Origin of the sequence: Coprococcus sp. BIOML-A2 (assembly GCF_009875795.1) — a bacterium.
In the GTDB taxonomy this organism is placed as follows: domain Bacteria; phylum Bacillota; class Clostridia; order Lachnospirales; family Lachnospiraceae; genus Coprococcus; species Coprococcus aceti.
Genome location: NZ_WWSI01000002.1, coordinates 481,095 through 499,593, shown reverse-complemented (window position 1 = coordinate 499,593; position 18,499 = coordinate 481,095). Strand labels below are relative to the sequence as shown.

Below are 18,499 nucleotides of genomic sequence, written 5' to 3'. Positions count from 1 at the left end.
TTTACTACAGTTACTCCTACTGTCCAATCAATTCTAAGAAATCCTCCTCAGATATGATAGGCACATCAAGGCTTTTTGCCTTCTTGTTCTTGGATGATGTAGAATTCACATCGTTATTTATAAGATATGAGGTCTTGGCAGATACAGAACCTGTAACCTGACCTCCTCTGCTCTCTATCAGTCCCTTGAGCTGATTTCTGTTGTCAAAATGGGTGAGCGAACCGGTTATGACGAACACCTTGCCCGCCAGATCCTGCTCCGTATCAGAAACCTCATCCACAAACGTAAGCTCAGCCATCAACCTATCTATGATAGCACAATTCTTCTCATTTTCAAAGTATCTGACTATATCCTCTGCTATAACCTGACCGATTCCGTCTATCTCAACGTATGCTGACACATCTGCCTTCTTCATGGCATCCATATCATTTGCAAAATGCTTTGCCATGAGCTTGGCTGTCGCCTCTCCGACATTTGCAATGCCGAGACCATTGACAAGACGCCACATGTTCGTCTGTCTGGATGCGTCCACCGCAGCCACAAGCTTGTTGTACGACTTCTCGCCAAATCCCTCAAGTTCAACTATATGTTCTCTGTGAGCCGCAAGCTTATACAGATCAGGAAGCTCCTCGAGGATCTTCTCATCTATGAACTTCTCTATGGTCGCCTCTGAGAGTCCATCTATATTCAACGCATTTCTGGACACATAGTGTGAAAATGACTTAAGTTTCTTCGCAGGGCAGAACTGGTTTGTGCAGTACAGAGTCTCAACTCCTGACACTGCACCGCCTTCCTCCCTCACTATCTCAGTCTCTCCTCCGCATGCAGGACACGCAGCCGGTATGACCACGTTACCACTCATGGTTAGATTCCTTGCAATCTGCGGAATGATCATATTCGCCTTGTACACTGCAATCTCATCACCTTCGCCAAGCGCCAATGACTTAAGTATGCTGACGTTGTGTATGCTGGCACGGCTGACTGTTGTTCCCTCAAGCTCCACCGGGTCAAATACAGCAACCGGGTTGATGAGTCCAGTTCTTGATGGACTCCACTCCACATAGCGGAGGTGGGTTATCGCTTCCTCGTCCGCCCATTTGAACGCCATGGCATTTCTCGGGAACTTGGCTGTGGTTCCCAGGCTTCTTCCGTATGCCAGATCATCCAGCATGAGTACCAGACCATCCGATGGGAAGTCATTCTCCGTTATCTTCTCTGAAAATTCCCTCACCTTATCAGGAAGTGCCGCCGAGTCTGTCAGGTAGTGTTCTACCACGGTAAATCCCTGCTGCTCCAACCAGTCAAGCTGATATTTGAATGAATTGTGGAAGTCCACATCCTCACCGTCCACTAAATTAAAAGCGAAGAAATGTACATTTCTCTCTTTTGTTATCTTGTTATCGAGCTGTCTCACTGAGCCGCTGCACAGATTTCGCGGGTTCTTGTACTTAGATTCCGCATCCGTTATCTTCTCATTTATCGCATTGAAATCCGAGTATTTGATGACCGCCTCGCCTCTGATCGTCAGCTTGCCCTTGTACGGGATGTGATGAGGTACATTTGCAAATACCTTCGCATTGTTCGTGATGACCTCACCTATCTCACCATTTCCACGGGTAACCGCTTTTATCATCTCTCCGTTCTCATATGTGAGAACAACTGTGAGTCCGTCCATCTTCCAGGATATTACGCCCTTCTGACCGCCAAGCCATGACGCAAGAGCACCTACATCCTTTGTCTTGTCAAGAGAAAGCATTGGATGCTCGTGAGCCTCCTTCGGCAGCTCACTGACGACCTCATATCCTACCTTGACCGTCGGGCTGTTGCTCATGACCATCCCGGTCTCTTTCTCCAGGGCACTCAGCTCATCGTACAGAGCATCATATTCCAGATTGCTCATGATCTCTGTATCTTCCATATAATATTTCTTTGCAGCATCGTTGAGCTGCTTTACAAGTTCTTTAATTCTGGTTATCTTGCCATTATCGTTATTGCCGCTGATGTCATTATTTTCTTTAATATTTTCACTGGTATTTCTACTAATATCTTCCATACACACCCCACAAAAAATCCTATATACACTCTCTACTACATCCCCACTATCCGTCTCAGCTCTGCCTCTTCCTCGCGGCTGAGCTCCCTTAACTCTCCAGGTCTCATATTTCCAAGCTTCACGTTGCAGACCCTGACTCTCTTCAGGTTCACTACCCTGTAGCCCAATGCATCACACATTCGTCTGATCTGCCTGTTGAGGCCCTGTGTCAGCACTATCATGAATGACCTGTCATCTATCTTTCGCACCTTACATTTCTTTGTCACTGTATCAAGTATAGGCACTCCATCCGACATCTTCCTGATGAAGTCCTCTGTTATCTCACGGTTCACCCGCACTCTGTATTCCTTCTCGTGGTTGTTCACCGACTTCTGGATGGCATTTGACAGGTCACCATCATTTGTCAGAAGAAGCAGACCCTGGGAGTCCTTGTCCAGCCTTCCCACGTACTGAAGTCTGATCGGATAATCTATGTGATCAAATATATTGTCTGGATCAACCTTACTCGCTGTACAGGTAAGTCCTATCGGCTTATTATATGCCAGGATCACTGTCCTATCCTTCTGCTGAACCTTCCTGCCCATGAATGTCACCACATCCCCGGGCATGACCTTCTGACCCATGACTGCAGTCTCTCCGTTGATCGTAACCTTTCCATTCTCTATATGTGTATCCGCAGCGCGCCTTGAGCACACGCCCGCCTCACTGAGATATTTGTTAAGTCTTATTCCATCCGCCATAATCTTTCCTCTGTTATTATTTTCCTATATTGTTAATACATATCTCACATTCTAATTTCTGGTCAGCATACACCATGTATCAGCCAGACCAAGGCCAGTAAATTCTAACCAATATGCAGAACCATCATACCATTTATTTTTCATTTTGTGAACCATTCATCACACCATTTATAACCCACAGCAAAGATTCAGTTAAATTAATTTTGTAAAAGTCCTTGATTTTTTTTATCAATTAATGTATATTTAAACAAACGCAAAGGTGTGTTTCTTCGGAAACGCACCTTTTTTTATTTTAGGAAAAGGAAGTGCATATTATGGATAACATCGACAGAAAAATCATTCATCTTTTACAGGGCAACGCCAGAACGCCACTCAAGTATCTGGCCAGCAAAGTCTTCCTTTCTTCGCCGGCAGTTTCAGCAAGAATAGAGAGACTTGAGAAAGCAGGAATACTGACCGGATATCACGCAAGCATCAACCATGAGGCTCTCGGATATCACATCACAGCATTTATACACATGGCTCTTGATCCAAAACAGAAGCCAACCTTCTATCCATTTGTTGAAGCATGTCCAAATGTACTTGAATGCAACTGTGTGACCGGTGCGCACTCCATGCTCATGAAGGTTTGCTTTCCTAATACCATGGATCTCGACTCATTTATCGGACAGCTCCAGAGATTTGGCAGCACAGAGACACAGATAGTATTTTCCACACCGGTTCCTATCAGAGGGGTTTTGATCGACACAGATGATGTGAACTCTTCCGAGGCAATATAAGTCTCATACAGTGATAATATAAAACGCAGGCATAAAGCCTGCGTTTTCTTTAATTATACATATTCTGGAACTTTCTAAATGTCTCATCCGTTCTAAGCAGATAATCATTGTTTTCTTTTACATGTTCATATATCGCCTGTATATCACCAGATGAGTTGATGGTGTTGATATACGAGCTCTCCTTGTCAGACAAAGCCGAATTGTTGATCTTGTAGCTTCCATCTGACTGTTTCGTCACATATAACGACCTTATATCGAGCGGTTCCGAGTTGACATCCTTTATCATCAGATTGGATAATTCGTACACGATATACGAATCTGCGGTATATCCGTTGGCTATATAACAGGTGGTCTTGTTGTACGCTGTTATATACTCCGCTGCTATCTCAATGCTCTTCATGTCGTCAAATTCCGACGGATCTGTGACCAGTCTCTGAAGTGTCGTCTGATCTGCCTTTGTTCTCGCCAAAAGATAATTGTTCACTAGCTGATTTATCTCATCGATCGTACACAGCCTGTAATTTGCTCCGTCTGGTATCTCCAGTCTCACCGTGTTATCTCTTCCGGTTATGTTCTCTGTGAACAGCTTATCGTTTATAAAAAATACATACACATAGACTCCGACAAGTATCAGAAATACCGCCCACAGCAAGGCAAGAACGCCACCAGAGATCCCGCCATGTCTGGATCTTCTTCGGCCTTTCCGCGTCTTTGCCTTCTCTTCGGCAAAATAATCGTCATCGCCATACAGCTCTTCATCATCGAACATATCTCCGGTATCCGGTGCATCATCCATATCCTCAGGATCTTCTATGACATAATCCTCATACGGCCTTTTCTGTCTCGCCGGGGTCTCCTCAACCTCTGAAGCTCCGCCGGGCTCTGAGTTATCAGCCAGCTCCGAATCTTCACTGTCATCTAAGTCATCATCTAATCCCGAGTCTCCACTGTCATCCGATTCATCGTCTGACTCCGGATCTTCACCGTCATCTAAGTCATCATCTGTCTCTGAATCTCCACCGATCTCTGATTTCCCATCCAACTCCGGCTCTTCATTTTCTATATTCTGTTCTTCCGCTTCCAAATTCTTTTTCTTCTTCATCACTGCATATCATCCTTTTACGAAATAAATATCAGAGTATAAAAAAGCGTACCAGGGCGGAGTCGAACCGCCCGTCATGGCTCCGGAGGCCATTGCCGTATCCGATTGGCTACTGGTACACAGTTGGTATGATACTACAAAAAACTCACTTTGGCAAATAAAAAAACGTCCCCGCACTTATATGCGGGAACGCTTTGAATTCTCTTGTGTCACTAAATAATTACATAGTTACCGAAACGAATTTTACTATAAATAAGAGTGCAATAATCGTCACTACGATATCCTGCTTCTTATACTTGCCTGTGAACAGTGTGATAAGAACATATGTGATAGCGCCAAGACCGATACCATTTGAAATAGAGTATGTCAGTGGCATCATAAGGAATGTCACGAATGCAGGAACTGCTGAGCGCATATCCTCCATATCAACCTTTGCAAAGTTCTTAGCCATAAGTACACCTACGAAGATAAGTGCTGGTGCTGTTGCACATGATGGAATGATGTTGGCAACAGGGCTGAGGAACAGACATACTGCAAAGCAGATTGCTGTAACCAAACTTGTAAGACCTGTTCTACCACCTGCAGCGATACCTGAAGCTGACTCTACAAATGTTGTACATGTTGATGTACCGAGAATAGCTCCTGATACAGTACCTATAGAGTCACACATCATACACTCGTCAAGCTTCATTGGGTCACCCTTCTCGTCAAGCATATTAGCCTGGGAAGCTGCACCATAGAGAGTTCCGATGGTATCAAACATATCTACCAGACAGAAGCTGACAACAAGCATGATTGCTGAGAACACACCGCCGATATACTCAGCAGAGAATGCATCCTTCCATGCCTGTCCCTGGAACACTCCGAGGAATCCGACTGAACCGAAATCCTTGAATGACTGTCCGATCGATGAGAAATCAAAGTTAGGTGCCTGAAGCATCATAACATAATATAATACTGTAGATGCAAGGATACCTATGATAATGTTACCCTTTACATTAAGCTTTGCAAGGATCGCAATTATTATAAATCCTACAAATGCTACTATAGGAGGTGCGATCTGTGCAATAGCCTCCTTTGTGCTGCCAGCGCTTGTGATCACACCGTGAAAATCAAAGAACTGAACAAATGTATATGGGTTGTCCTGGATAAGTGTTGCATTCTTCAGTCCGATAAGAGCTATGAACAGACCGATACCTGCCGGAATTGACTTCTTAAGGCACTCAGGCATTGCAACTGCAATGTACTTTCTGAGTCCTGTCACTGAAAGAATCAGGAATACGAGACCTGATATCAATACTATTACCAGACCTGCCTGATAACCTCTGATAACACTCACACCTGCAAATGCTGCACCAGCTACGAAGATAGTACAGAAGAATGAGTTAAGTCCCATTCCGCAGGCCTGTGCAAATGGCATGTCCGCGAGGAACGCCATGAGAAGTGTTCCCACTATTGCAACAAGAATAGATGCGATGAATACAGCATTCCATACTGTACCAAGCTCACCAGCCATGTCTGGAACTGCCCCTGCCAGCCAGCCATTGCTGCCTTCTCCTGCAACCTGATTTGGATTGACCAGAACGATGTATGCCATGGCGAAGAATGTTGTAAGTCCTGCCATGATCTCGGTCTTGATTGTAGACCCACGCTCTGAGATTTTGAAGAATTTGTCCATGATTACTCTCCTTTTCTCGTTTTAGTATAATATAAACAAATACTTATCCATTCTATATCACTTAATGATACTTTTTCAACTACTTTCAAATAATTTCTTAATGTTCCTTACAAAAATTAAATAACATATAAACAAATAATAAAATAGTCCGGCCGGGTATTCCCCAATCGGACTATCGTATATATGTATTACTCTGTACTATTTTACTTTTTTGACAACAAGACCTCTCACTACTTTATATCTTGAACCTGATATCTTAACTATACCGGTAACTTCTGTGGCGATCTTGCCCTTCTTCACATAGTAGTTCTTGTGATTCTTAGGACTCTTTACTATTCCCGTCTTGCCTGACTGGAATACACCCTTGTAGATATAGCATTTAGCACCTGTTGTGGTACTCTTGAAGAAGCCTGTATAACCTGACTGGATTATACCTTTCTTTACATAGTAATACTTCTTATTCTTAGTGCTTCTGACAAGGGCTGTCTTGCTCTCTGCAAATTTGCCCTTTATTATGAGACACTGCTGTCCCTTTGAATTTCTGTAGAAACCTGTGTATGCTGTATAAATCTTGCCATTCTTTACAAGATATGTTTTTCCCGTCTTAGGGCTCCTTACAAGTCCCTTGTATCCTGTCTTTACCACGCCATTTACAACATAGTAGTTGACTCCGGCACTCCTGACAAATCCTGTGTAATTCTCCTGAACCACGCCCTTCTTATAGAAGTAGGTCTTTCCATTCTCCTTCACAAGACCATTCTTGCTTGTATCAATAGAAGGAGTTGGGTCTGGTGTTGGATCTGGATCCGGTGTTGGTATTGGATCTGGTGTTGGATCCGGGTCCGGTGTCGGATCTGGGTCTGGTGTTGGATCTGGGTCCGGTGTTGGATCTGGATCCGGTGTTGGATCTGGATTTGGATCTGGTGTCGGTGTGATATCCGCATCCTTGTAGAGATATGCGTCATCCCATGTTCCCCATGCCTTACCTGATGCGGTTGCTCTCATTCCGACAACAACCTCTGTTGTCTCTTCCACTGTAAATCTAATCTCAGGATGCTGCCAGATTTTCCAGCCCTGTGGGACTGCAGGTGCGGATGCGAGTTCTGTATCTCCAGCTTTTGCATACACCTCATACACATCGTTATCTCCATTTGCACCGCCCTGAAGATATGCGCTGAACACATACTCTCCCGGCTCAAGTGTGATGGTCTGATATACATCATATGCAAAATCTGATGAATTGTAGTAGTGACCACAATATGCACCGTTTCTAAAATCTTCCTTTGTCTTGATTGCAAATCCCTTGCTTGTATCAGCGATGGTCCATCCCTCGTTTCCTGACTCAAATCCAGGATTTACAAGGATGTTCTCCTTTAATATTGTTACATTGCACTGAACCTCGACAGTCTCATCATTTACTGTCACAGTTCCCTTTACAGTACATGTTCCTGCACCGTAGTTCTTTACCTTCTCAAGCGCTCCATCCTCCCAGGTGATGTCTGCGCTCTCTGAATTGCCATCATTGTAAGCTACTGTTGCTGCAGTCGGCAGAGCTACATTTGCAATATCTGTTATCTCGATCTCAACATCATCAACTGTTATTGAGACTACCTCTCTCTTTGTCTTTGTTCCTGTGTGAACATAGGCAAATGTCTTGAGTGACTCAAGTGGGTGTCCTGTGAAGTCAAACAGTGCCTGGTTGTCAACTGCTGAACCACCGTACCACTTTCCTGCATCAGCTGCGTCATACTCTCCTGCGTATGATGAAGCCCAGCCTGAACCGTACTTCTCCCATGCCTCCTTGTTGGCTGCAAGGACGTCTGCTGCATTCTCTGCAGATGAATCATACACATTTACAGGAAGCCATGCAGGCTCCCAGTAGAATACACCGATTCCTGAAGAACCTGTATTCTTTACTGCTTTTATAACGGAGCTTATCTCATTGGCCTGTCCCTGAACTGATAAATCATAAGTTGTAGAATCATCTTTACCTTTTCTGACAGTATTTTCATGTCCATCACCATCATCCAGTGTATATGCCCATGATGTCTCTGCCACCATGACAAGCTTGCCATATGTGTCTGCCACATTCTTGAGAACCGATGTGAGATTGTCTGTTGAGCCATGCCATACAGGATAGTATGATGATGCAAATACATCGTAGTCTACATTGTATGTATTAAGTCTCTTTGCAAAATTTGCGTAATTGCCACTTCTCTCAGGATTGGTGAAATGGATGGCAACAAGGATATTCTTGTCGATGGCTCTCACTGCCTCACTTCCGGCGCTGAAGATCTTTGCCATGTTTTCCCAGTTCTTTGAAGTCTCACCACATATTCCGTTGGTCGTCTCGTTACCGATCTGAACCATGCCGACATCAACGCCAGCATCGAGCAGAGTCTTAAGGCTCTCTGATGTGTATGACTTAACTGCAGCTACCTTCTCGTCAAGAGTGAAGTCAGCCCAAGCCTTAGGCACCTGCTGTTTGCCAGGATCAGCCCAGAAATCCGAATAATGGAAATCCACAAGAAGCTTTATTCCGGCTGCTGTTGCATACTGTCCGATCTTCTTGGCTGTCTCCAAATCATTGTTACCGCCGCCGTAACCGTTTTTGTCTGCATCATATGGATCATTCCATACACGGACACGCACATAATTTATTCCACATGAAGCAAGGAACTTGAAGTATCCGATATCATCCAGCTCGTTGCCATCGAAATCATAATACTTAACTCCACTGTTCTTCAGTGACACATAGGATGATACGTCTACGCCCTCGATAAATGACTGCTTCTCTCCGTTCAGATCTGTGTATGTGAGATCACGCACGCGGTCCACATATATTCCAGCCTCCACAGGCTCAACTACATCTTCCTCGTCTGTAAGCTTGCAGAGCTTTACATTGTCTATCTTGCCCCAATATCCCTTGGCAAGACTGCCCTTGAATGAAATGCTGACATCAGTTGTATCCTCAAGAACGAACTCTTCTGTCTCATTTGTCGCCCATGCATCCCAGCCGGTCGTGGCTCCAACAGCCTGTGACTTATCAGCGACAGATACTGTGAGTCCTGTATCCTGTGCATCGCCCTCGACATCATACTCTAGCTTGTATGTTCCTGCAGGAACAGCCTCTACAGTCTGTGTGATGCTGACATCAGCCGCATCTGAAGCCCAGATATTCAGATAATATGTGGCGTTTACATTACTTCCACCATTTTTTACAACAAGCTCAGCTCCCGATTCACTCTCTATAGTCCAGTTACTGCTGTCACCTGTTTCAAAATCGCCATTTGCAACCTTGAGTGTGTCCACCCAGCTCTCCGCAGCCTTCGCTGTTATCAGTGAAGCTCCAGATCCAAAGATCTGCCCTACCATAAGCGCTCCTGCAAGAACTGCACAGCCAATCTGCTTTACAATTCTCTTTCTTCTCATATATGCCCTCCTAATAAGTATTATTACGCAGACGCATCCCAATGCGCTCCGCGCGGCGTCTGCATTATCACAAGGATTCCTCCTTGCAATAATAATGTTGATCAACAGTTGCGCAACCGTTTGTCCTCATACTGATATATTAACATATTTGAGTTCTGGTTACCATGTCGCTTGTAGACAATGTTTTTAACAATTATTTGTATATTTTGTATATGTCAAGGCGCAACTTAAGCGCAATTTGTGTGCAATTTTTGTGCGCAACAGGATAATATTATGTTATGCATTTTCAAATATGCACAATAAATCCCAACGCTTACACAAAGAAAACGCCCTGTCCATGATATGTTATGTAAACTTCATATCATGAACAGAGCGTTTTAACGTATACACACTGTATTATTCTATAATGTAACTTGGAATGTGATGTATCCATCCCCGTCACATCTTGCTATTATCCTGCCCTTGTGAGACTCAACTATCGATTTGGCGAGAGAAAGTCCTATTCCCGAACCTCCGGTCTCCGAATTTCTTGAGCTGTCAGGTCTATAGAATCTCTCAAACAATATATCCTGAGAGCCCTCTTCCATGCCATCTGTGAGGTTTTTGAGAACAAACTTCACCTTTCTGCCATCACGCTTCAAGGATATACTTATATCCGCTGATTCAACAGCATACTTCATGGCGTTATCCACCAGTATGCTTATGAGCTGCCTGATGGAATTCTCATCTCCGACATACTTTATTCCATCTTCGATATCCGCGCTGATCTTCTTGCCTCGAACCTCCGACAGAGACGAGAAATGATCTATCACCTCATACGCCACATCAGACAGATCAAACTTTGCCTTCTCCTTCGGTTCAGGATTCTCATCCAGTCTGGAGAGAGCCACCATCTGATTTGTGAGCGCTGTCAGTCTCTTGACCTGATCCCTGGTGTTCTTCGTCCATTCACTCTCACCGTTCACCATCTCTATGACCTCGGTATTTGCATCTATGATGGTTAGGGGTGTCTTGATCTCATGGCTTGCATCGGTGATAAACCGCTTCTGCTTGGCATAACTCTCAGCCACCGGCTTGAATATCTTCTTTGACCAGAACAGCACCAGCATGAACACCGCAAGGAATCCAAGAAGTGACACTCCTACACTGTATACCAATGTATTTCTGAACGACTCCAGCTCCTGACGGCAGTCGACAAATATTATCCTGGTTCCATCCTCACAGTCCGCTACCCTGTATCTGTATATATCCGTAAATCCACTGTCTGAACCGTCCCCAAGTATCTTCAAAGCATACGACTCGGCTTCCGATTCATCAACAGCAGCTATATTGTCAAGGCTGTAGGACTCAACAGCCCCATCACTTACGACCACGGAGAAATATCTTGTCTGAAATGGTGTCTCCGGTGAGAACTTATCATTGCTCTTGCCATCAGGCTTATCAGGTGGCTGGGAATCCGCATTGGTCTTAACCTTCTCTTTCAGAAAATCCCTGCGGTCAAACTGTCCATTATTATCCACCAGTTCACTTAAGGTATCATCCGCCCTTGAAACCATGCGGGCATAATTTGCTATGTTGAGAATGCTCATTATGACAAACAGCACTCCAAATGTGGATGCCATTGCCGCAAATATAAATCTTTTTCTCAGATTCTTTATCATGTTCTATCCTCTTCCTTATACTCAAGTGTGTATCCCTGATTCCTTACTGCCTTAATGGACACCCCTGAGCCTATCTGACTGAGTTTCTTCCTGAGATACGAGATATTGACCCACACAACACTGATCTCCGTATCCGTGTCATAGCCCCATATCTTCTCCATCATAAGCTCTGCTGATATTATCGCATTCTGATTTGCCATCAGCAGTTCCATGATCTGATATTCCTTGTTCTGCAGCTTTACGCTTCCACCAGATGAACTGAGCTCATAATTCAGGCTGTTTAACGTGCAGTCGCCATACTTCATCTCCGTGCTGACCGCCTCACTCTTTCTTCTGGTTATCGCGCGTATCCTTGCCAGGAGTTCCTTTGTCTCAAATGGCTTTGCAAGATAATCGTCCGCCCCCAGATCAAGGCCATTGATCTTGTCATCAGTCTCAGCCTTGGCCGTGAGCATAATGACCGGAACATCGCAGCCCTCAGCCCTGATCTTTGACAGCACGGTAAAGCCATCCATCTTTGGCATCATGACATCAAGTATGACTCCGTCATACACCCCTGCCATAATGTAATCATAGGCATCCTGTCCGTTATACACAGCGTCCACTGAGTAATTGTTGTGCTTCAATATAACCTGAAGCGCGCTTGAAAGCGCTTTCTCATCCTCCGCAAGAAGCAATCTCATAATCTTATCTCCGTCTCATATTATTATGGTCTCCACCAGATATGACGCAAACCATCTATAATTCGTATTTTACCCCTCAAGCTTAAATAAAGCTTAAACCTTCATGACATCAACAATTGTCTGGACAAGTCTGTCTGTATCTATAGGCTTGGCAAGATGGGCATTCATACCCGCTTCCCTGCCTCCACACCGTCAAGCATAAGGTCGACCAAAAGCCCGGATGCCGATTCTATGTGTCCCTGCTCGTTACTCAGCTCGTTTGCGATCATCTGAACCGCAATTACATAGATTATATTTTATACAGTGCTGGATATCAACAGAAACAGACAATAAAAAAGCCCCACGGCCAGCTCAAAAGCCAACCGCAAGGCAATTATTCATATATTCAGATACGGGATATGATTAAACGTTCATCTGCTTAGCAACCTCGGCTGCGAAGTCCTCGTTCTTCTTCTCCATTCCCTCTCCAACCTCGAAACGAACGAAGCTGGCGATCTTGAGATCCTTGTTAACTGACTCAAGGTACTTGGCAACTGTCTGCTTGCCATCCTCAGCCTTAACGTATACCTGATCAAGAAGGCTGATCTCCTTAACCTGCTTTGAGATACGTCCCTCAACAAGGCCATTGAAGATCTTATCTGCAACGATAACATCCTTATCAGCGATAGCAAGCTCTGCAAGCTGTGCCTTTGCCTCCTTTGAAAGGAAGTTGAATAAGAAGTTCATGTTGCTCTTCTTCTCTTCGTAGATAGCTACATCCTCTGCGCTCCATACGCCGTCAACAGCCTTTGCGATAAGCTTGTTAAGGATTGGCTTTGGAAGTGTATCAGGTGCATTAAGTGCACTGTCAACTGTGATCTCCTTAAGCTTAGCCATAGCGTCTGCTGAGATATCAGCTCTGCTGATGTACTGTGGGTTCATAGCTGCGATCTGCATAGCTACGTTCTTGAGTGCTTCCTTAGCAGCGTCATCGCTTGCGCCGTTACCAGCTACGATAACACCGATTCTTCCATTGCCGTGTAAGTAGTCAACTACTACATCGCCTGAAAGCTTCTGGAATCTACGGAATGATAACTTCTCTCCGATTGTTGCTGTCTTGTCAACAAGGGCTTCCTTAAGACCATTCTCTCCGAGAAGTGCCTCAACATCCTCGCCATCCTTGCCACCAACAAGTGATGAAGCAAGTGCCTGATCAGCGATCTGCTGAACAAATGTCTGGAATATCTCGTTCTTAGCAACGAAGTCTGTCTCTGAGTTAACCTCTACAACAACACCTGTTGTACCATTAACTGCTGCACGGCAGATACCCTCTGCTGCGATTCTGCTTGCCTTCTTCTCAGCCTTAACTGCACCGCTCTTACGAAGTACATCTACTGCTGCTTCCATATTACCATCAGTCTCTGCAAGTGCCTTCTTGCAATCCATCATACCGGCACCTGTGAGCTCTCTTAACTCTTTAACCTGAGCTGCTGTGATTGCCATCTTATTTTACCTCCAAATTTGAATATTGACATATCATAATAATGGTTATGTCGTTTTATTAAAGCTTTTTCAGCCTGTATATGTCCCTTTAAAAGTCACGGGATAATACTTTTTATATTACCCCGTTACCTTTTATAATCATTTATTAATTATAATCAATGATGATCAATATCAACTACAGATTACTCCTCTGCAGCCTCCTCAGCCTCTGCCTCATCTACTGAATCAGCATCAACACCCTGCTGAGCCTCGATAACAGCGTCTGCCATCTTTGAAACGATAAGCTTTACAGCTCTGATAGCGTCGTCGTTACCAGGGATTACATAATCAAGCTCCTCTGGATCACAGTTTGTATCAGCGATACCAACAAGCTTAATTCCAAGTGACTGAGCCTCCTGGATACATATTCTCTCCTTCTTAGGATCAACAACGAAGATCATGTCTGGGATTCTCTTCATGTTCTTGATACCGCCAAGATTCTTCTCGAGCTTCTCCATCTCCTTCTTGATCTGGATAACTTCCTTCTTAGGAAGAACGTCAAATGTACCGTCCTGCTCCATCTCCTCGTACTTCTTAAGAGTAGCGATTCTTGTCTGGATTGTCTTGAAGTTTGTAAGCATACCTCCAAGCCATCTCTCATTTACATAGTACATACCGCAACGCTCTGCCTCGCTCTTGATTGAGTCCTGAGCCTGCTTCTTTGTACCAACGAAAAGGATTGTTCCACCGTTTGCAACACAATCACCGATTGCATTGTAAGCATCGTCAACCATTCCTACTGACTTCTGAAGATCGATGATGTAGATACCATTACGCTCTGTGTAGATGTATGGCTTCATCTTAGGGTTCCATCTTCTTGTCTGGTGTCCGAAATGTACACCTGCCTCTAATAACTGCTTCATTGAAATAACGCTCATTTTTTCTACCTCCATGGTTAAAATCTTCTGCCGGCATCAACTCTTTGGACCACCCGAGCACAGGCACCACGCCAACTATCAACCAGCATGTATATTTGTTATGCGCACTCACGCAATCGACATTGTAACACAAAAAAAAAGTGCATTCAAGCACTTTTTTCTGAAAATATATGTTTTATAAGAAGTATTCTGTCTGCCGGTCCGTGTTCTATTTTGCTCTTGTCCTGATGCTGTTTATTATATATGAAACACTGGCTACAACAAACAGAAGATAACCGACCGCAAGCTCACCCCAGAATGAACTCATAGTATCTGCAGCATCCAGCACATCATACATACTCTTATAACAGTCAAAGAAGCTCACATCATATCCATAATCACTAAATTCCTGATATAATTCCATGCTGACACTCAGTCTCTCTGAAATGTATATCATTCCTATACACAACACTACGCAGATTATTATGCCCTTCAGGTCAAGTTTCTTTCCAAACTTGTTGTACCCCATCATGGCACATATGACCATAACCGCTCCTGATATGCCTGCGATATAACCAAGCTTATACACAACAAGCCAGAGCACAACTCCGACCAGTGATCCAAGAAACGCTCCTACCAGTCCTGCCAGAACATTTGATCCGGAACTCTTTGCTTTTTTCCCCTGTGGATTCATAGTCTCCTGATCGTAGCCCTGGCCATATGGCTGACTCTGTCCATACATCTGGTTCTGTCCATACATCTGGTTCTGGCCATACTGTGGATTCTGACCATACATCTGGTTCTGGCCATACTGATGATTCTGACCGTACTGCTGTCCCGGATAATAGTTGTCCGTCTGTGAGGCAGCTCCACTATCCGGTTCAGCCGGATTGTTATACCGGTACATAGGACTGGTCTCACTGTGAGTTATTCCAAATTCATTCGGTACATACTGCAAGGCTGCCGGATTTGGCGCAAACGGATCCATACTACTACTACCACTACCCGCACTGAAACGCTGTCCCGGATATCCCATCTCCTCATTATTCATATTGTCTCCCATAATTGATTACTCCTCCCTTTTCTCGTATCTTTACTGATTACCTAATAGGATCCACACTATTCCGCCGTTTGTCTCATTTCCGGTAAATGTGTATGTTCCAGGTACAAGACTCTCAGAATATCCCGATCTGAGAAGCCAGTCGTAATACTCATCTGCATCCCTGATGCCTATCTGTCCAAGCAACTGGCATATCTCGTATGCTGATGTGCCGGCTCCAAATGTGATCTCTCCGCCGCCATTGTCATACTTGATGGCACTCGCTTTCACAGCCTCTGTCGCCGCCTCGGTAGTCTTATTTGTGCTGCTTCCTGAACCGGTCTGTGAATTCTTATCCTCTGTATAGCCGTTGTCCTTGGCAGATGGAACTCTCTCTGTCTTATCAGAAAGGCCTCCGTTGTTATCTGTTGTGCCGGTTCCATTTGACTTGTCGGAGCTTCCGGTCGTACCACTGTTGCTTCCACTGCCGCTCTCTGCATCGCTCTTGCCATTTTCTGACTTGCCTGTCTCTGTTGTAGTCTTATCGGCATTGGCATTCTTTTCCGTGGTTACTTTCTCTGTCGTTGTCTTTTCTGTCGTCTTATCCTCGGTCTTCTTCTCTGTTGTCGTCTCTGTGGAAGAATCCTCTGTGCTCTTATCCTGCTGCTGACTTACGACCGCCGTCTTGCCCTGACCTGAATCAGTTTTTCCGGCATTTCCAAAATTAAACGCAACAGTCATGGTAAGTGCTCCTATCACCAGCCCTGTACCAAGGCCTCTGAAATAACTTTTTTTATACATAGCTTACCTCCCGGACTGATTACTGTTTGTCAGCCTCATTGATCTTGTCTATCATAACCTTAGCCTCTCCAACTCCTATTCCAAGTTTGTTTGCGATCTCCATGATGCTGAGTCCCTTCTTGTGCAGATCTGCAACCTGTGACTCTACATCTGTGCCTTCATCCCATATATCAACAACCTTGTTCTGAGCGGCTTTCTTCTTTTTTCTCTTCTTTGAACGATTGTTTCTAGATCTGGCAGCATTGTTATTCTCAGCGATCGCTGCGGCTGCCTTCTCAGGATTTTCAGCCTCTACCACTGTAAATGCACTGTCTGTTACCGGTGCATCCTCCACACTGACTGCTTTCTCGGCAGCCTCTGCATCTGCAGCAGCCTCAGTGCTGCTCTCTGACTCGGTATTCTCTTTCTGCGCTTCACCCTCGGATGTCTCCGACTTATCATTGTCAGCGATACCGTCTGTCTTTACGTCATCTTCTGCTTCTGCTTCAGCATCAGCTTTAGTCTCAGCTCCATCTGCTGTCTCTGTCTTATCTGCTGCCTGAGAATCATTTTCTGACTGAGCTTTCTCTGCATCCGGCTCAGTCTTCTCTGATCCGTTATCTGCCTCCGCAGGCTCTGACTCGGAAGTATCTACAGTCTCAGGCTCATCGTATGTCACAGGCTCTTTCTCGCTGGTATCATCCGGATCATATGCCTCGTATGCATCCTTAAGGCTCTGGTTGATGTAATCTATCATCTGCTTCTTGGCCTTCTCTGACAACTGTTTCTCACAAGCCTCAAGCTCTGTCTGCATCTTCTTCTTTGCAGCCTCTATACCCTCCTCGTATGCCTTGACTGCATCATCTATCTTCTTCTGGGTATCAGCCTGGGCTGTCTCATTTGCCTTGACTGTGCCGGCTCTGAACTCATCCAGCTCCTTCCTTGTGCTGTCCATGAGCTCACTCATTTCCTTCTTTGAACTCTCTCTCATCTCAGCAAGCTCTTTTTTCGATGACTCCCTGACTTCATCAAGGCCCTTTTTCATGTCTGATTTCACAGCTTCGCCCTGTTTCTTCAGCTCATTCTTCTTCTTCTCTACAAGGCTGTCACAATACTCATCAAGCTTCTTCTCCAGATTCTCCCTGCTCTCATCCATCACAGAATTCTCTGTATTCTCTTTTGGACCGTCAGTGAGGAAAAAGCTTACTATCACTATCGCTACACCTACTATCAATGTCACTATTGCCGGTATCATATATTTCTCTCCTTTTCGATGTATTTATAATTCTGTTCTCAGGCATTCTTCAGTTCATCAAACACCACATCATTCAGCACTTTTATGTACGTGCCCTTCATTCCCGATGATCTCGCCTCGATAACACCTGCGCTCTCAAACTTTCTGAGTGCGTTCACTATAACCGATCTTGTTATGCCTACCCTGTCTGCGACCTTGCTTGCCACCAGTATTCCCTCTTCGCCGTCAAGCTCGGAAAAAATGTGTTTGATCGCCTGCAGCTCTGAAAACGACAGAGTGTTGATTGCTGATCTCACTATGGCCAGCTTGCGGTTCTCCTCAGCATTCTCCTCATTGAGCGCCCGCATCATCTCAAGTCCCACAACGGTGGTTCCATATTCGCCAAGAATGATGTCATCTATATCGTACTCAGTCTGAAGTCTGTACAGAAACAGAGTTCCAAGTCTCTCTCCTGCTATATCAATAGGAAGGAGCAGACCATGATACTTGTCTATATCCTTTCCATCAAATCCAAGTGTCGTCAGATTAACATTCTCCTTAGTGGACAGGACGAGAAGAAGACGCTCGTTGAGCATGTTGTCTATGAGACTTCCTACCTTACCCTCAATGAGCTCATGGATCTCCGGAATATCCTCTCTGTTCTTGAGTCCGAGTATCTTGCCCTTCTTGCTTATTACCATCACGTTTGAAGCAAGAATGTCGCTGAGCACATCACAAATGTCATTAAAAACAACCTTATGTGAATTGTTATTGTGCAATAACTTGTTGATTTTTCGTGTTTTATCTAACAATTGTACACTCATAAGTTATCCTCCATTTTTTTATGTAACAAAAAGTATCTTTTGCTCGAAATATTATGACTATTTGTGATTCTACCACAACAAGATTGACATAACAACCATATTTTATGTAAAGTTGT

14 protein-coding genes and 1 tRNA gene are annotated in these 18,499 nt (G+C 44.5%); 1 reads left to right on the top strand and 14 read right to left on the bottom strand.

Annotated elements, in window-relative coordinates; genetic code table 11:
• Nucleotides 1-16 precede the first annotated feature (16 nt).
• Both ligA and GT575_RS06500 read right to left on the bottom strand, forming a co-directional pair.
• A complete protein-coding gene (ligA, locus tag GT575_RS06505) occupies nt 17-2,053 on the bottom strand; it encodes an NAD-dependent DNA ligase LigA (protein WP_161171738.1) in 2,037 nt (678 codons plus the stop codon).
• 35 nt (nt 2,054-2,088) lie between these two features.
• Entirely contained in the window at nt 2,089-2,793 is a 705-nt protein-coding gene (locus GT575_RS06500) for a pseudouridine synthase (protein ID WP_161171737.1), read from the bottom strand.
• Nucleotides 2,794-3,107: 314 nt separating this feature from the next.
• Between GT575_RS06500 and GT575_RS06495 the strand changes: the two genes are divergently transcribed.
• On the top strand, nt 3,108-3,572 hold the full coding sequence (locus GT575_RS06495; protein WP_055272751.1) for an Lrp/AsnC family transcriptional regulator: 465 nt from the start codon (nt 3,108-3,110) through the stop codon (nt 3,570-3,572).
• Between the two features lie 49 nt (nt 3,573-3,621).
• Here GT575_RS06495 and GT575_RS06490 read toward each other — a convergent pair whose 3' ends face one another.
• The 12 genes from GT575_RS06490 to codY all read right to left on the bottom strand — a co-directional run bounded on the left by GT575_RS06490 (nt 3,622) and on the right by codY (nt 18,383).
• Nucleotides 3,622-4,674, bottom strand: a complete 1,053-nt coding sequence (locus GT575_RS06490) for a hypothetical protein (RefSeq protein ID WP_055144109.1) — start codon at nt 4,672-4,674, stop codon at nt 3,622-3,624.
• Nucleotides 4,675-4,721: 47 nt separating this feature from the next.
• Nucleotides 4,722-4,793 (bottom strand) — tRNA-Arg (locus tag GT575_RS06485).
• A 101-nt stretch (nt 4,794-4,894) separates the two neighbouring features.
• Nucleotides 4,895-6,352: an NCS2 family permease gene (locus tag GT575_RS06480; protein WP_055144107.1), complete on the bottom strand. Its 1,458-nt coding sequence runs from the start codon at nt 6,350-6,352 to the stop codon at nt 4,895-4,897.
• 198 nt (nt 6,353-6,550) lie between these two features.
• Complete coding sequence (locus tag GT575_RS15310; protein ID WP_161171736.1) at nt 6,551-9,784, bottom strand: glycosyl hydrolase 53 family protein; 3,234 nt, start codon at nt 9,782-9,784, stop codon at nt 6,551-6,553.
• A gap of 401 nt (nt 9,785-10,185) precedes the next feature.
• Nucleotides 10,186-11,445, bottom strand: a complete 1,260-nt coding sequence (locus GT575_RS06470) for a sensor histidine kinase (RefSeq protein WP_161171735.1) — start codon at nt 11,443-11,445, stop codon at nt 10,186-10,188.
• Nucleotides 11,442-12,128, bottom strand: a complete 687-nt coding sequence (locus tag GT575_RS06465) for a response regulator transcription factor (protein WP_055272742.1) — start codon at nt 12,126-12,128, stop codon at nt 11,442-11,444. The genes GT575_RS06470 and GT575_RS06465 overlap by 4 nt, the downstream gene beginning before the upstream one ends.
• 402 nt (nt 12,129-12,530) lie before the next feature.
• Nucleotides 12,531-13,610, bottom strand: a complete 1,080-nt coding sequence (gene tsf / locus GT575_RS06460) for a translation elongation factor Ts (RefSeq protein WP_022216097.1) — start codon at nt 13,608-13,610, stop codon at nt 12,531-12,533.
• A 182-nt stretch (nt 13,611-13,792) separates the two neighbouring features.
• Nucleotides 13,793-14,527: a 30S ribosomal protein S2 gene (gene rpsB / locus GT575_RS06455; RefSeq protein WP_015533520.1), complete on the bottom strand. Its 735-nt coding sequence runs from the start codon at nt 14,525-14,527 to the stop codon at nt 13,793-13,795.
• 208 nt (nt 14,528-14,735) lie between these two features.
• On the bottom strand, nt 14,736-15,569 hold the full coding sequence (locus tag GT575_RS06450; protein ID WP_161171734.1) for a hypothetical protein: 834 nt from the start codon (nt 15,567-15,569) through the stop codon (nt 14,736-14,738).
• Nucleotides 15,570-15,599: 30 nt separating this feature from the next.
• A complete protein-coding gene (locus GT575_RS06445) occupies nt 15,600-16,346 on the bottom strand; it encodes a hypothetical protein (protein WP_118757641.1) in 747 nt (248 codons plus the stop codon).
• A gap of 19 nt (nt 16,347-16,365) precedes the next feature.
• Nucleotides 16,366-17,580, bottom strand: a complete 1,215-nt coding sequence (locus tag GT575_RS06440) for a hypothetical protein (RefSeq protein ID WP_161171733.1) — start codon at nt 17,578-17,580, stop codon at nt 16,366-16,368.
• Between the two features lie 38 nt (nt 17,581-17,618).
• On the bottom strand, nt 17,619-18,383 hold the full coding sequence (gene codY / locus GT575_RS06435; protein ID WP_022216094.1) for a GTP-sensing pleiotropic transcriptional regulator CodY: 765 nt from the start codon (nt 18,381-18,383) through the stop codon (nt 17,619-17,621).
• Nucleotides 18,384-18,499: the final 116 nt, after the last annotated feature.

Coding starts and splice junctions, on each gene's coding strand:
- GT575_RS15310 (WP_161171736.1), bottom strand. CDS start 9,784: ATGAGAAGAAAGAGAATTGTAAAGCAGATTGGCTGTGCAGTTCTTGCA.
- GT575_RS06495 (WP_055272751.1), top strand. CDS start 3,108: ATGGATAACATCGACAGAAAAATCATTCATCTTTTACAGGGCAACGCC.
- GT575_RS06440 (WP_161171733.1), bottom strand. CDS start 17,580: ATGATACCGGCAATAGTGACATTGATAGTAGGTGTAGCGATAGTGATA.
- GT575_RS06445 (WP_118757641.1), bottom strand. CDS start 16,346: ATGTATAAAAAAAGTTATTTCAGAGGCCTTGGTACAGGGCTGGTGATA.
- GT575_RS06450 (WP_161171734.1), bottom strand. CDS start 15,569: ATGGGAGACAATATGAATAATGAGGAGATGGGATATCCGGGACAGCGT.
- GT575_RS06465 (WP_055272742.1), bottom strand. CDS start 12,128: ATGAGATTGCTTCTTGCGGAGGATGAGAAAGCGCTTTCAAGCGCGCTT.
- GT575_RS06470 (WP_161171735.1), bottom strand. CDS start 11,445: ATGATAAAGAATCTGAGAAAAAGATTTATATTTGCGGCAATGGCATCC.
- tsf (WP_022216097.1), bottom strand. CDS start 13,610: ATGGCAATCACAGCAGCTCAGGTTAAAGAGTTAAGAGAGCTCACAGGT.
- GT575_RS06480 (WP_055144107.1), bottom strand. CDS start 6,352: ATGGACAAATTCTTCAAAATCTCAGAGCGTGGGTCTACAATCAAGACC.
- GT575_RS06500 (WP_161171737.1), bottom strand. CDS start 2,793: ATGGCGGATGGAATAAGACTTAACAAATATCTCAGTGAGGCGGGCGTG.
- rpsB (WP_015533520.1), bottom strand. CDS start 14,527: ATGAGCGTTATTTCAATGAAGCAGTTATTAGAGGCAGGTGTACATTTC.
- GT575_RS06490 (WP_055144109.1), bottom strand. CDS start 4,674: ATGAAGAAGAAAAAGAATTTGGAAGCGGAAGAACAGAATATAGAAAAT.
- ligA (WP_161171738.1), bottom strand. CDS start 2,053: ATGGAAGATATTAGTAGAAATACCAGTGAAAATATTAAAGAAAATAAT.
- codY (WP_022216094.1), bottom strand. CDS start 18,383: ATGAGTGTACAATTGTTAGATAAAACACGAAAAATCAACAAGTTATTG.